Origin of the sequence: Sphingorhabdus sp. M41 (assembly GCF_001586275.1) — a bacterium.
Taxonomy (GTDB): domain Bacteria; phylum Pseudomonadota; class Alphaproteobacteria; order Sphingomonadales; family Sphingomonadaceae; genus Parasphingorhabdus.
Map to the genome: position 1 here is coordinate 213,163 of NZ_CP014545.1, position 12,997 is coordinate 226,159.

General features: G+C 57.9%; 17 protein-coding genes. 11 read left to right on the top strand and 6 right to left on the bottom strand.

Annotated elements, in window-relative coordinates; genetic code table 11:
• Positions 1 to 115 precede the first annotated feature (115 nt).
• Positions 116 to 1,240, bottom strand: coding sequence for a M14 family metallopeptidase (locus tag AZE99_RS01040; protein WP_067197193.1), 1,125 nt, complete (start codon positions 1,238 to 1,240; stop codon positions 116 to 118).
• The gene (locus tag AZE99_RS01045; RefSeq protein WP_067197195.1) at positions 1,237 to 1,845 is read right to left on the bottom strand and encodes a DUF4136 domain-containing protein; all 609 of its coding nucleotides are present in this window, start codon (positions 1,843 to 1,845) and stop codon (positions 1,237 to 1,239) included. The genes AZE99_RS01040 and AZE99_RS01045 overlap by 4 nt, the downstream gene beginning before the upstream one ends.
• A 151-nt stretch (positions 1,846 to 1,996) precedes the next feature.
• On the opposite strand from AZE99_RS01045, the gene galE reads away from it, so the two are divergent.
• From galE to AZE99_RS01055, 3 genes are all read left to right on the top strand, one after another.
• Positions 1,997 to 3,004 (top strand): UDP-glucose 4-epimerase GalE, encoded by a 1,008-nt coding sequence (gene galE / locus AZE99_RS01050; protein ID WP_156472038.1) that lies wholly within the window; start codon positions 1,997 to 1,999, stop codon positions 3,002 to 3,004.
• Positions 3,005 to 3,104: 100 nt separating this feature from the next.
• Entirely contained in the window at positions 3,105 to 3,230 is a 126-nt protein-coding gene (gene ykgO / locus AZE99_RS15860; RefSeq protein WP_011415100.1) for a type B 50S ribosomal protein L36, read from the top strand.
• Positions 3,231 to 3,278: 48 nt separating this feature from the next.
• A complete protein-coding gene (locus AZE99_RS01055; RefSeq protein WP_443027824.1) occupies positions 3,279 to 3,866 on the top strand; it encodes an HAD family hydrolase in 588 nt (195 codons plus the stop codon).
• Here AZE99_RS01055 and pyk read toward each other — a convergent pair.
• On the bottom strand, positions 3,863 to 5,314 hold the full coding sequence (gene pyk / locus AZE99_RS01060; RefSeq protein WP_067197200.1) for a pyruvate kinase: 1,452 nt from the start codon (positions 5,312 to 5,314) through the stop codon (positions 3,863 to 3,865). The two genes, AZE99_RS01055 and pyk, sit on opposite strands and share 4 nt — an antisense overlap.
• An 86-nt stretch (positions 5,315 to 5,400) precedes the next feature.
• Between pyk and AZE99_RS01065 the strand changes: the two genes are divergently transcribed.
• From AZE99_RS01065 to ruvB, 8 genes are all read left to right on the top strand, one after another.
• Positions 5,401 to 5,709 carry a DUF1244 domain-containing protein gene (locus AZE99_RS01065; RefSeq protein ID WP_067197202.1) on the top strand — a complete coding sequence of 103 codons (309 nt, stop codon included), beginning with the start codon at positions 5,401 to 5,403 and terminating at the stop codon, positions 5,707 to 5,709.
• Positions 5,710 to 5,753: 44 nt separating this feature from the next.
• Entirely contained in the window at positions 5,754 to 5,996 is a 243-nt protein-coding gene (locus AZE99_RS01070; protein WP_067197204.1) for a DUF2312 domain-containing protein, read from the top strand.
• 42 nt (positions 5,997 to 6,038) lie between these two features.
• Positions 6,039 to 6,359, top strand: a complete 321-nt coding sequence (locus AZE99_RS01075; RefSeq protein ID WP_067203153.1) for a heavy metal-binding domain-containing protein — start codon at positions 6,039 to 6,041, stop codon at positions 6,357 to 6,359.
• Between the two features lie 22 nt (positions 6,360 to 6,381).
• On the top strand, positions 6,382 to 7,131 hold the full coding sequence (locus AZE99_RS01080; RefSeq protein ID WP_067197207.1) for a YebC/PmpR family DNA-binding transcriptional regulator: 750 nt from the start codon (positions 6,382 to 6,384) through the stop codon (positions 7,129 to 7,131).
• On the top strand, positions 7,131 to 7,481 hold the full coding sequence (locus tag AZE99_RS01085) for a DUF3147 family protein (RefSeq protein ID WP_067197214.1): 351 nt from the start codon (positions 7,131 to 7,133) through the stop codon (positions 7,479 to 7,481). The genes AZE99_RS01080 and AZE99_RS01085 overlap by 1 nt, the downstream gene beginning before the upstream one ends.
• 1 nt (position 7,482) lies before the next feature.
• A complete protein-coding gene (ruvC, locus tag AZE99_RS01090; RefSeq protein WP_067197217.1) occupies positions 7,483 to 7,953 on the top strand; it encodes a crossover junction endodeoxyribonuclease RuvC in 471 nt (156 codons plus the stop codon).
• 121 nt (positions 7,954 to 8,074) lie between these two features.
• Positions 8,075 to 8,680 carry a Holliday junction branch migration protein RuvA gene (gene ruvA / locus AZE99_RS01095; RefSeq protein WP_067197219.1) on the top strand — a complete coding sequence of 202 codons (606 nt, stop codon included), beginning with the start codon at positions 8,075 to 8,077 and terminating at the stop codon, positions 8,678 to 8,680.
• A 211-nt stretch (positions 8,681 to 8,891) separates the two neighbouring features.
• Positions 8,892 to 9,926, top strand: a complete 1,035-nt coding sequence (ruvB, locus tag AZE99_RS01100) for a Holliday junction branch migration DNA helicase RuvB (RefSeq protein WP_067197221.1) — start codon at positions 8,892 to 8,894, stop codon at positions 9,924 to 9,926.
• 89 nt (positions 9,927 to 10,015) lie between these two features.
• Here ruvB and AZE99_RS01105 read toward each other — a convergent pair whose 3' ends face one another.
• From AZE99_RS01105 to AZE99_RS01115, 3 genes are read right to left on the bottom strand one after another with little or no spacing between them, the layout of a single operon-like run.
• Positions 10,016 to 11,473: a carotenoid oxygenase family protein gene (locus tag AZE99_RS01105; RefSeq protein ID WP_156472039.1), complete on the bottom strand. Its 1,458-nt coding sequence runs from the start codon at positions 11,471 to 11,473 to the stop codon at positions 10,016 to 10,018.
• Positions 11,473 to 12,309: a 2,3,4,5-tetrahydropyridine-2,6-dicarboxylate N-succinyltransferase gene (gene dapD, locus AZE99_RS01110; protein WP_067197225.1), complete on the bottom strand. Its 837-nt coding sequence runs from the start codon at positions 12,307 to 12,309 to the stop codon at positions 11,473 to 11,475. Before dapD ends, AZE99_RS01105 begins: the two co-directional genes overlap by 1 nt.
• The gene (locus AZE99_RS01115; protein WP_067197228.1) at positions 12,306 to 12,989 is read right to left on the bottom strand and encodes a pyrimidine 5'-nucleotidase; all 684 of its coding nucleotides are present in this window, start codon (positions 12,987 to 12,989) and stop codon (positions 12,306 to 12,308) included. The genes dapD and AZE99_RS01115 overlap by 4 nt, the downstream gene beginning before the upstream one ends.
• Between the last annotated feature and the right edge of the window lie 8 nt (positions 12,990 to 12,997).

The following is a 12,997-nucleotide window of genomic DNA, read 5'->3' on the forward strand; positions in this document are numbered from 1 at the left end:
GCAGAAGCGACCGCTTCCGGCTCAGCCAGAATCGGTCGCTTCTGCCGCCCGGAAATTCATGGAGCAGCTATGGCTTGAGACTGTGTCTAGCGCCCCTCTGCCTCCGCAGCTTCCGCTAGATATCGCCGATCATCTCGGCCAGAGTGGCCAGGCATTCGCGGGCGAGCAAATTGCAGCGTTCAGGGGACCAGCCCTGCTCGGCATCGGGCAGATCGCGATTATCCTTGAACGGCATTTCCAACGTCATTGCCACGGCGCCGAAACGTTCGGCCAGCTGATTGGTCGACATCGACAGATTGGCTTTGCCCTTGGCCGCGGTCGGATAGCCAAGCTTGGTCTGGAAATCCGGCGTGCGCTGGGCGAGGCGATCACGGTAGCCGTGATATTTTTCCAGCTGCGCATCGGTGATCGACGGAATGCCTTCGAAACCGGCGATAAAAACCGCAGGAATCGCTTCGTCTCCGTGCACATCCATGGCGAAAGCAACGCCGCTTTCGTCCATAGCATTGCGAACGCATAGCACTTCGGGAGATTTTTCGGCGCTGGGTTCATGCCACTCCCGATTGAGATTGGTGCCGGCGAAATTGGTTCGTAAATGCCCTCTGCACGAACCATCTGGGTTCATATTGGGCACAATATGGAACCGGCATTTCTCCAGCAGCAGCCGTGCATGAGGGTCTGCCGGATCGGTGAGCATTTCCAGCGCGCCTTCCATCCACCATTCGGCCATGCTTTCGCCCGGATGCTGGCGGGCGTAGAGCCAGACCTGCTTGTCGCCGCTTCCCAATTCCACGCAGTCTATCGGCTGGCCTTCCAGGCTATGGCCAAGCGTGCGCACGCTGACGCCCTCAAATCCGGCGGTTTCGGCGATCAGATCATGGTGCCGTTCGATACTATAAGGTGCGAAATAGGCAAACCAGATGATATTGCTGCTGGCGGTGTAGCGGATCGACAAGATACCGCTTTGCTCGTCGTAGCTGCTCGCCGCGCGACCCCAATATTCCCGGTCTTCGCTGACGCAGGCGTTATAGTCGGGCCATCCCTGCGGATAGGCGGAGTCTTTCAGCCCGCCAATGTTCAATTCCAGTTCGTCGCCAATCTCGCAGGCCACCCGAAAATGGAACCACTGGAAAAACTCGCTGTCCTTGTCCTTGCGGATCGAGAGCGTTGCAGTCTTGCCTTCGATGGCATGAACTTCGATATTGCCGCTATCGAATGCGCTGGTGATTTTTATGCTCATTTCACCCTGATAGTGGTTCCGGACTCTCCGGGGAAGTCCTTGAATAGGGCTGCGGCCAATTTTGCTGCTGCCAGGCCGGGCTGCGATGCCGGGGAGCCTTGTTTGGCCTCGACCGACGCGCGGCCTTCCCAGACGACGGTACCGTCATCACGTTTGGTAATGCGGACCGATAATTCGGTGACGATCTTGTCTTTTGGCTTGCCGCCAAGATTGATGCCAATGCCCAATCCGACGCCGGATCCATAGCTGCCAGTGCTGCCGCCGACTCCGACCGATATCGGTGATCGTGTTCCGCCAGCGCTCAACACCGCTCTCTCAATCGTGTAGCGGACGAGATATTTGCTGTCTTTGGCCGCCTCGCGCGCTTCCGTGAAGCCCACGCGCTGCAATTCGTGCAATATAGCAGCGGAATAGGTCGCATATTCGATGCTGCGGCTATGGCCTTCATCGGTCAAATTGGCTTCGATAACGACACTGCCCGGCACAATCGCGGCAACCTGAGCATTGTGAAAACGGGTGACGTCCACCGGCGGCGTCATCGCCACACATCCTGACAATAGCGATCCTGCCATTGCCATCGCCACAAATGATTTCAAGCCGGTCATGATACGCACTCCTTACTTTGCCCCGCGCCATATTAGAGCATAATCGCGGCGACTGCGGTAAAAAATTGCGTCCGCAGGTCAGCCTGTTTAACCGAATGGAGAGGCCAATGCACTAAACGGCAGATATTGGTTAGTTACTAGGGATCAGGACATGATGGCAAAGCCTTTTACCATATTGGTCACCGGTGGGGCGGGATATATCGGCAGTCACGCGGTGCTTGCCTTGCTGGATGCCGGCTGGCCGGTCGCAGTGATCGACAATCTGACCACCGGTTTTCGCTGGGCGGTACCGGAGGGTGTTGCCTTTCATGAAGGTGATATCGAGGATTCCGCCTTGCTCGCCCGAATCATCAGGACCGAAAATATCGGCGGCATCATGCATTTCGCCGGTTCGGTCATCGTGCCGGAATCGGTTGCCGATCCGCTCAAATATTATCACAACAACAGCGCCAAGAGCCGCAGCCTGATCGAATCGGCCGTTACCGGCGGGGTGCATCACTTCATTTTTTCATCGACCGCAGCCACTTATGGGATCCCCGAGGAAAGTCCGGTCAGCGAGAGCACGCCGCAACTGCCGATCAATCCTTATGGCATGTCCAAGCTGATGACCGAGCATATGCTCCGCGATGTTGCGGCGGCGCACGAGCTGAATTTCTGTGCCTTGCGTTATTTCAACGTTGCCGGCGCTGATCCGCAGGCCCGGACCGGCCAGTCGACGGCGGGGGCCACCCATTTGATCAAGGTTGCGGTAGAGGCTGCGCTCGGCAAGCGCGATAGTGTCGCCGTCTTCGGTACGGATTATGACACGCCGGATGGCACGGGCGTGCGGGATTATATCCATGTTTCCGATCTGGCTGATGCTCATGTGCTGGCGCTCGAGGCACTGATTGCGGACCCGGATCGCAATCATCTGCTCAATTGCGGCTATGGCCGCGGTTTTTCGGTGCTCGAGGTTCTCGATGCCGTTGACCGGGTTACGAACATGCGAATCAAGCGAAAGATGGAAGGCCGGCGCGCAGGCGACCCCGATTCGCTGATTTCGGACAATCGGGCGATCATGGACCGCTTTCCGTGGCAGCCAAAACATGCCGATCTCGACGAAATTGTCGCCCATGCACTGGCGTGGGAGCGCAAACTGATCGAAATTCGCGGAGAATAGCGCTGGTCGCTTGACTTTGGCAGCCGCCGACCTTAATTGCCCTGCTCAACGCAGCAAGGCTGCTTTCAAGAAATTCAGATAATCAAGGCGTGGTACCAAAATGAAAGTCCGCAACTCTTTGAAGTCGCTTAAAAACCGTCACCGGGATTGTCGCGTAATCCGTCGCCGTGGTCGCACCTATGTGATCAACAAGACGAATCGCCGGTTCAAGGCGCGCCAGGGCTAACTGCCTGTTGTTGGCGGGGGTTCTGCCATCTCAAAAATTGACACCGTCATCTTCGATATAGGCAATGTCCTGTATCGCTGGGACTTGCGCTGTCTATTCACAAAACTGATTGACGACCCGGAAGAGCTGGACTGGTTTCTGGCTAATGTCGTGACACCGGAATGGCATTTCCAGCATGATGCCGGTCGGCTCTTTGCCGAGATGGTCGCAGAGCGCAGTCGCGAATTTCCCGAATATAGCGATCATATCATGGCTTATTCCCAGAGGTTTCCGGAAACCATCCTGGGGCCGGTCGAAGGCATGCTTGATCTGGTTCATGCGCTTCGGGATCGAGGTAACCCCCTGTTTGCTATCAGCAATTTCGGTGCCGAGTCCTGGGCGCAATTCCGGCCATCGGCGCCGATATTCGAACTATTCACCGATATTGTCATTTCCGGCGAAGAAAAGCTGATCAAACCGGATGCAGCCATTTTCGAACTGGCCCTGAAACGCTTTGCCCGCCGCGCCGACCAATGTCTTTTCATTGACGACCGGCTCGATAATATCGAGGCAGGTGAGGCAATCGGGCTCCCCGGACATCATTTCAAGAATGCCGTCGGACTTGAAAGGGAACTGAAAGCCTTGGGCCTGCTCTAGCTGCGCTTGAGCTCGTCGCCGCTCAGCCGCACGATATGCAGCAAATTGGTCGAGCCCGGGGTGCCAAAGGGAACGCCAGCGCAAACAATCAAGCGCGATCCCGCCTCGGCCAGCTTGTGACGCAGGGCCATGCGCTTGGCTTTGCCGATCATTTCCTCGAAATTGGTAACATCGCGCGTGACTACCGCATAGGCTCCCCATAACAGGCCGACCCGCCGCGCGGTGTGGCGATTGGGAGTGAGCACCAGCAGCGGCACGGAGGGACGTTCGCGCGCCATTCTGCGGGCTGTCGAGCCGGATGATGTATAGCAGACAATAGCCGATGTCTCGATGGTGCGGGCAATATTGTAACTCGCCGCCGCCAGCGCATCCGCCGTCGTCTCGTCGGGGACCGTTTCGGTGAAATGCACCCGATCCGCGTATGACGGATCATTTTCCACCTGAGAGGCGATTCGGTCCATCATTGTCGCCGCTTCGATCGGCCAGTCGCCCACCGCCGATTCGGCCGACAGCATGATCGCGTCGGCGCCGTCATAAATGGCGGTCGCGACATCGGACACTTCGGCGCGGGTCGGAGTCGGGGACTTGATCATCGATTCGAGCATCTGGGTGGCGACAACCACCGGGCGGCCGAGCTTGCGGGCAGCGGCAACGATTTTCTTCTGCAGCGGCGGCACCTGTTCCGGCAACAGTTCCACACCCAGATCACCGCGCGCGACCATCACCGCATCGGAAAGCTCGAGAATCTCGTCAAGCCGGTCGATCGCGGCGGGTTTCTCGATCTTGGCGAGCAGGGCCGCCTTGCCGCCAATCAATCGCCGCGCCTCTGCGACATCCTCGGGGCGCTGGACAAAGCTCAGCGCAATCCAGTCGACATCCTGCCCCAGCGCGAAGGTCAGATCCTTGCGATCCTTGTCGGTGAGCGAGCTGACCGGCAGCACGACTTCGGGGACATTGACTCCCTTGCGGTCGGATATTTCACCGGCGACAATGACTTTGGTCTCGACGCTCTTGCCGTCGGCCTTGGTCACTTCCAGCCGGATTTTGCCGTCGTCCAGCAACAATGTGTGACCCGGTTGCAGCGTTCCCAATATTTCCTTGTGCGGCAGGCTGACCCGCGTCGCGTCACCCTTTTCCTTCAGCATGTCGAGCGTGAAACTTGCGCCGTCTTTCAGCATCACCGGCGGATTGGCAAATGTGCCGATACGCAGCTTTGGCCCCTGAAGGTCGGCGAGAATGGTGATCGGCCGACCGATTTTCTTTTCCAGCGCCCGGATCGACTTCACATTGGCGGCATGCGCCTCATGCTCGCCGTGACTCATGTTCATCCGGAAGGCATCGACACCGGCACGGTACATTTTCTCGATCATTTCCGGGCTGCCGCTGGACGGCCCGAGCGTAGCCAGCACTTTGACCTTGCGGTTGCGGGAGAAGATCGGCGATGCCATGTTCAAATTCCTTAGTGGCGCTTTACTAGTCGATTGCCTATCCGCAAATCATGACAGGTTAACAACAAAAAACAACGGAAACGAACATGACCGAACAAATATCTGACGCTGCCGCCGCCGCTGCCTTCCGCCGCCTGGTCGCCCATTTGCAGCACCGGCACGATGCAGAAAATATTGATCTGATGGGACTGGCCGGCTTCTGTCGCAATTGTCTGGCCGACTGGGTGATGGAGGCGACTGTCGATGCAGGCGGTTCCATGACCAAGGACGAAGCCCGCGAGGCAATCCATGGCATGCCCGCCAATCAGTGGAAGCAAAAATACCAGACCGAAGCAACAGCGGAGCGGCTCAAAAAGATGAAGGAAAGCGTGGCCAAAAACGCCGACGCATCTTAAAGACGGGCTACGAATCTGAATACAATATTTCAAAGGAATGAAGCATGAGCGAAGGCAATGTTGCCGCAGACCAGCTGCGTCTGTTTATCGAACGTATCGAGCGGCTGGAAGAAGAGAAAAAAGGCATGGCGGACGATATCCGTGATGTATATTCCGAAGCGAAATCACAAGGCTATGACGCCAAGATCATGCGCCAGATCGTGCGTTTGCGGAAAATGGAAGCCCATGACCGTCAGGAAATGGAAGCCATTCTCGACACCTATAAAGCGGCGCTTGGCCTGGCTTGACCAATAGGCTAATAGCTAGTCTTTAGCGGCGGGAGAGCAATGATGATCGTCACCACGACACCCAGTATCGAGGGCCATGCGATTCGCGACTATCGCGGGATCGTGATTGGTGAGGTGATCGTCGGCGCAAACCTGTTTCGTGACCTGTTCGCCAGCATCACCGACATTGTCGGCGGGCGCTCGGGCAAATATGAAAATGTCCTGAAGCGCGCGCGCGATGAAGCGCTGGCGGAGATGGAAGCGGAGGCGGCGAAGGTCGGCGCCAATGCGGTTGTCGGTGTCGATCTTGACTATGAGGTCGTCGGCGACAAGGGTTCGATGCTGATGGTATCCGCATCCGGAACCGCGGTAATCGTGGAATAATAATTCGGGAATTTGAGGTAAAATGGCAGGCCATAGTAAATTCAACAATATCAAGCATCGCAAGGGCGCTCAGGACAAGAAGCGTGCGGCGCAATTTTCGAAGCTCTCGCGCGAGATAACCGTTGCGGCCAAGTCCGGCATGCCGGACCCGGATTTCAATCCGCGTCTGCGGCTTGCGGTCAACAGCGCCAAAGCGGTGTCGATGCCGAAAGACAATATCACGCGCGCCATCGAAAAGGCGACCGCGAACGAAGGCGATGACTATAGCGAGATCCGCTATGAAGGCTTCGGCCCCGGCGGCGTGTCTCTGATCATCGAGACGCTGACCGACAATAATAACCGCACTTTTACCAATGTTCGTACGATCATGTCGCGAAATGGTGGCAATCTGGGCGAAAGCGGTTCGGTTTCGCACGGTTTTGACCGGGTTGGTTATATCCAGTATCCGGCCAGCGCCGGTGACGAGGAGACCGTTCTCGAAGCCGCAATGGAAGCCGGCGCAGAAGATATTTCCTCCGATGATGACGGCCATGAAATCTGGACCGCGATGGAAGACCTCCATGAAGTGTCCGGTGCTCTGGAAAAGGCGCTTGGTGAAGCGGCCAGCGTGAAACTCGCCTGGCGGCCTTCGGTGCAGGTCGAAGTCGATCAGGAGCAGGCCGAGACCCTGCTCAATCTGATCGACATGCTGGAAGAAGATGACGACGTCCAGACCGTCTGGGGCAATTATGACGTGTCTGAAGAAATCATGGAAAAACTGAACGCCGAGTGATGTGGGAATTTGCCGCCAAGGCCGCACTCGCAGGAGTGATCGTGGCTCTGGTGGCAGCCATCGCACAGCGCCAGCCCAGCTTCGGGGCGCTCGTCGCCTCGTTGCCGCTGATCTCGATATTGGGCATGATCTTCCTCTGGTATGCACGTCCTGACGCGGAAAACATGGCGCTGCATGCCGAGGCGACCTTCTGGTATGTGCTTCCATCTCTTCCAATGTTCCTGCTGATTCCGATGATGTTGCGCAATGGTATCAGCTTCTGGCTGTCGCTGGCGGCCGGGTGTCTGCTGACGATAAGCCTCTATATGATCATGGCTTTTGTCGGTCGCCGCATGGGTCTACCGATTTAATATGATCATTCTCGGCCTCGATCCGGGTCTCGGAACCACCGGCTGGGGCGTGATCGTTGCCGACGGCAATCGCCTGTCTCATATCGCCAATGGCCAAATCAAGACCGATACCAAAATGTCCTTGGCGACCCGCTTGCTCAAACTCGACCTCGAACTGACCGACCTGCTGCTCGAATATAAACCGGACGGCGCGGCGGTCGAGGAAGTCTATGTCAACAGCAACCCGCAGAGTACGTTGAAGCTGGGGCAGGCGCGCGGCGTGGTGCTGCTCGGCGCTTCGCGGACCGGGATTGAAGTCGGCGAATATTCGGCGCGGACAGTGAAGAAATCCGTGGTCGGTGTCGGCAATGCGGACAAGGATCAGGTGCAGGCAATGTTGAAAATACTGCTGCCCGGCGTCAAACTGGCCGGTGCCGATGCCGCCGATGCGCTGGCGGTGGCCATCACCCATGCCCATCACCGGAAGAGATAGCGGAGCAAAGCACCGTTCGTCCTGAGCCTGTCGAAGGACCATGGAGCGCGCAAATTCGTACTTCGACAAGCTCAGCACGAACGGAACTGGACTTGTGCCACCCTTGCATTAATACACAGATATGATCGCAAAACTCACCGGAACTATTGACGAAATCGGCACGGACAATATCGTGCTCGATGTGCAGGGCGTTGGCTATCTGGTTTTCTGCTCGTCACGCACCATCAGCGCGATTGGTGGCAAGGGCGATGGGGCGACCATCTATACGGAGATGCAGGTCAGCGAGACCGATATGCGGCTGATGGGCTTTGCCAGCGGCTCGGAGCGCGACTGGTTCCGCCTGCTGATCTCGGTACAGGGCGTCGGCGGCAAGGTGGCACTTGCGATCCTGTCGGCATTGGAACCGGGAGAAATTTCGCGGGCCATAGCAATGGGCGACAAGGCAATGGTCTGCCGCGCCAATGGTGTCGGGCCAAAACTGGCGCTGCGGATTGTCAATGAACTGAAAGACAAGGTCGGCGGTATCGCGACCGATCCGATTATTGGAGCAGGCGGCGCGGTCCACGCACCCTCGAACAACAGCGCCGATGCGGTCAGCGCGCTGCAAAATCTGGGCTTCAAACCGGCGGATGCAAGTGCTGCGGTCGCTGCGGCGGACGCTGAGGTTGGCGATGGCGCAACACTGGACGCGCTGGTGCGCCTGGCGTTGAAGAAGGCGGCGCGGTGATGCCACTGATCAAAGGCGCTCCCAGTCATTCTGGCGCATATAAAGTAGCATTTTTTAAAAGATCACGCGAAGCCGCGAAGGTGCGAAGGGGGCAGGGCTTGCCGCACTATCTTTGCGCCTTCGCGGCTTCGCGTGAACTATTAACCACTGGTGAGACAAAGAAACGGGTTCCCGCTTTCGCGGGAATGACGGATGAGCTAGGTCACTTTGCATGAGTGAAGTTGAGAGCGAGCGGATGGTTTCGAGCGAACGCAAAGTCGAAGACATCGACGCCGCCCTGCGTCCGAAAACGCTCGATGAATTTATCGGACAGGAAGCGGCGCGTGGCAATTTGCGGGTGTTTATCGAGGCGGCCAAGGGGCGCAGCGAGGCGCTGGATCACGTGCTGTTCTTTGGGCCTCCCGGCCTGGGCAAGACCACGCTGGCACAGATCATTGCGCGCGAACTGGGGGTCGGCTTTCGCGCCACGTCCGGGCCGGTTATCGCCAAATCCGGCGATCTCGCGGCGCTGCTGACCAATCTGGAAGAAGGCGATGTCCTGTTTATTGACGAGATCCACCGGCTCAATCCGGTGGTCGAGGAAGTGCTCTATCCGGCGATGGAGGACCGGGCGCTTGATCTGATCATTGGCGAAGGACCGTCGGCGCGCTCGGTACGGATCGATCTGCCGCAATTCACCTTGATCGGAGCGACTACGCGGCAGGGGCTGCTGACCACGCCGCTGCGCGACCGTTTCGGCATACCTGTGCGGCTCAATTTCTATACGACCGAGGAACTGGAAAAGGTCGTCCATCGCGCCGCGCGGCTGCTCGATCTCGACATTGCCCCCGATGGCGCCACCGAAGTTGCGCGCCGCGCCAGAGGCACACCCCGTATCGCTGGCCGTCTGCTCCGCCGGGTGCGGGATTTTGCCAATGTCGCGGGTACAAAACTTGTCGACCGGAAAATCGCTGACGCATCGCTGACCCGGCTGGAGGTCGACAGCATCGGCCTCGACGCAATGGACCGGCGCTATCTCCATATGATCGCCGATATCTACAAGGGCGGGCCGGTCGGCGTGGAAACACTGGCCGCGGGTCTCAGCGAACCGCGCGACACGATCGAGGAAGTGATCGAGCCCTATCTGATCCAGCTCGGCCTGATCGCCCGGACCGCGCGCGGCCGGACGCTCAATGATCGCGGGTGGAAACATCTCGGGCTGACACCGCCTGCTGGCAAAGAGGTGGGCGGAGAGTTGTTTGACTAGCGGGTCACCCCAGCGAAGGCTGGGGTCTAACCCGCCATGGTTTGAATCGTGATATTGGTTTGGATCCCAGCCTTCGCTGGGATGACGAATTATCGCAGCTGCTCAGCCGAAGCCCAGGTTGCATGGGTGCCGCTGCTTATCCGGTGCGGCAAGATAATCGTGCAGACCGGGCCCGCCGCAAGATCCTGCGCGTCAATAATGATACATTCCGACCGGTCCTGCCCCATATCGGTGATAAAGCTGATCAGATAGCCGTCATCCTCGGACTGCGCATTGGCGCGCGGGATGAAGGGGGCTTCGGATCCGAATCGTTGCTCGCCAAAACTCAGATGTTCCGCTTCACCGGTCTTCAGATCATGTTTGGTCAAGCCGTTGAACAGGAACCAACCCGGTTCGCCGGTGACGCTATAGACATAGCGAAAGGGCTGTCCGGCAATCTGCTGGTTGATCATCCCGAATTCGACCGGATAGTCGTCGAACAATGTCTCTTCGCGGGTCTCGCCAGTTTTCATATTGAAGCGCCAGCGATGCAGTTCGGGCTTGAAACTGTGGAGGTCGATGCTCGCGCCCATGCTTTCATAGCCGGACGGGAAATCGGTCAGGGGTGGCGGCACCGGTTCATTCTGGAAATAGCCGTCGAGCACCACCTCATCGCCCTCTTCATAGGCATTGGACCAGTGGAGGACGTAGGTCGGCTTTGCCTCGAACCATTTGATATCCTCCGGCTGGCCCATACGGGGGATGATCCCGAAGCGGGTTGGCTCGTCGGGATGATAGGCGGGAATATAGAGATTTCGTTCGATCAATTCCGGCTTCCAGTAGAGGGGGCAGTCGTTGAAAATCGCATAATTTTCGGTGAACGCCATATCATGCGGCAGGCGCGGGCCCGGCAGTGGGATGGGAATGAAATGCTTGAGCTTATTGTCCGGCCCGACCACGCCATAATGGAGATAGGGCGTTTTGGTTGAATAGTTGAAGAACAGCAATTCACCGGTCGCTTCGTCGACTTTCGGATGGGCCGAAATACCGTCCTCCGGCACCCAGTCCGCCGTGCCGAGCGTTTCGAGCGTTTCCGGATCAAGCCGATAGCCTTCGCCGCATTGATAGAAGGTTGAGAGGATCGTACCGGCATGGACCACGACATCGGTCGAACTGCTGTCCTTGACGCTACCATGCGCGCCCCAGCCCGGGCGTTTGGACTCATCGGGCTTGCCCATGATGCCAACCCACAATGGCCCGCCTTCTTCCTGCTCCGCCTCGAACCCTTCGGTGCGGACAAAGCGGTTGCGATAGGTCGCCTTGCCGTCTTTCAAGCGGATTGTGTGAATCATCCCGTCGCCGTCGAACGGGTGATAGCGCCCGATGCTGTCGTGCACCGGATTTTCGGTGTTGCGGATATAGAGTCCGTCAATGTCTGCCGGAATGGTCCCGATTATTTCGAGATCATCCGTGGCCAGTTCTTCGAAAACCGGAGTCCACGCACCGTTGCGATAGGGGTGGTCATTCGGTTCCAGCGTTACCTTCACCTGATCCACCCCGGTCGCCATCAGTCGCGCAGCAATTCATTGATGCCGGTCTTGGACCGGGTCTGTGCATCGACGGTCTTGACGATCACGGCACAATAGAGGCTTGGCCCGGGTACGCCGTCAACATTGACTTTCGGCGGCATCGTGCCGGGTACGACAACCGAATAAGGCGGCACTTCACCGATCCAGATCTTGCCGGTGACCCGGTCAACAATCTTGGTCGACGCGCCGAGATAGACGCCCATGGAGAGCACCGCGCCTTCGCCGACGCGAACGCCTTCGGCGACTTCGGCGCGGGCGCCGATGAATGCACCATCCTCGATGATCACCGGATCGGCCTGCAATGGTTCCAGCACGCCGCCAATGCCGGCACCGCCGGAAATATGGACATTCTTGCCGATTTGCGCGCAGCTGCCGACCGTTGCCCAGCCGTCGATCATCGACCCTTCGTCTACAAAGGCGCCGATGTTGACGAAGCTTGGCATCAGCACGACGCCTTTACCGATGAAGGCACCTTGGCGGACGATCGAGCCGGGTACCGAGCGGAAACCGGCTTCGCGGAACCGGTTTTCACCCCAGCCAGCAAATTTGCTGGGAACCTTGTCCCAGTGATTGGCGCCACCCGGGCCTTCGATCAGTACATTGTCGTTGAGCCGGAAAGAGAGCAGTACTGCCTTCTTGAGCCATTGGTTAACGACCCACTCGCCATCTCTTTTTTCGGCAACCCTGCCGCTGCCATTATCGAGCATGGCCAGCGCTGCGTCCACGGCATCGCGGACTTCGCCCTGCGTTGTCAGGCCAAGGGACTCCCGTTTGTCCCAGGCGTCGTCGATGGTGGTCTGCAATGCTGCGGTCATGTCGGTGTTTCTTCCTTCGTTTTGTGGAGGCCGGTGACCCAGCTTTCCAGGTCGGTGATTTCGTGGTCAATATAGGCGGGATCATGCTCGCGACCAGCCCATTCCGCACCGGTATTAATCCACACAGTGGTCATGCCGAGATCTTTCGCAGGACGCAAATTGCGGGCCATATCTTCGACGAACAGGGCACGGTTCGGGTTAATGCCGGTGGCGGCGATCATGCTTTCATAAGCTGCTGGCTGTGGCTTCGGTACCAGGCTCGTGTCCAGAATATCGTGCATCTGGTGAAACAGGCCAGCAAGTCCGCGCTTTTCCAGCACCCGCTCGGCATAAGGCCGGTCAGCATTGGTAAAGACGAGTTTTTCGCCCGGCAGCGCTGCAATGGCGGCGCGGACCAGAGGCGCAGGCGACAAACGATCCATGTCGATGTCGTGGACGAAATCGAGGAAATCATGAGGGTCGGTGCCATGATGATGCATCAGGCCAGCAAGCGTTGTGCCGTGATCGTGGAAAAACCCTTTCTGGATTTTCCGTGCTTCCACCAAGTCACATTCGAGGGCCCGCGCAATATATTCGCCCATTTTGATATCAATCAGCGCGAACAGGTCGGACTCGACCGGATAGAGCACATTATCGAGATCAAAAATCCAGTGATCGATATGAGAGAGTTCGGGTGGCATTTGTGGAA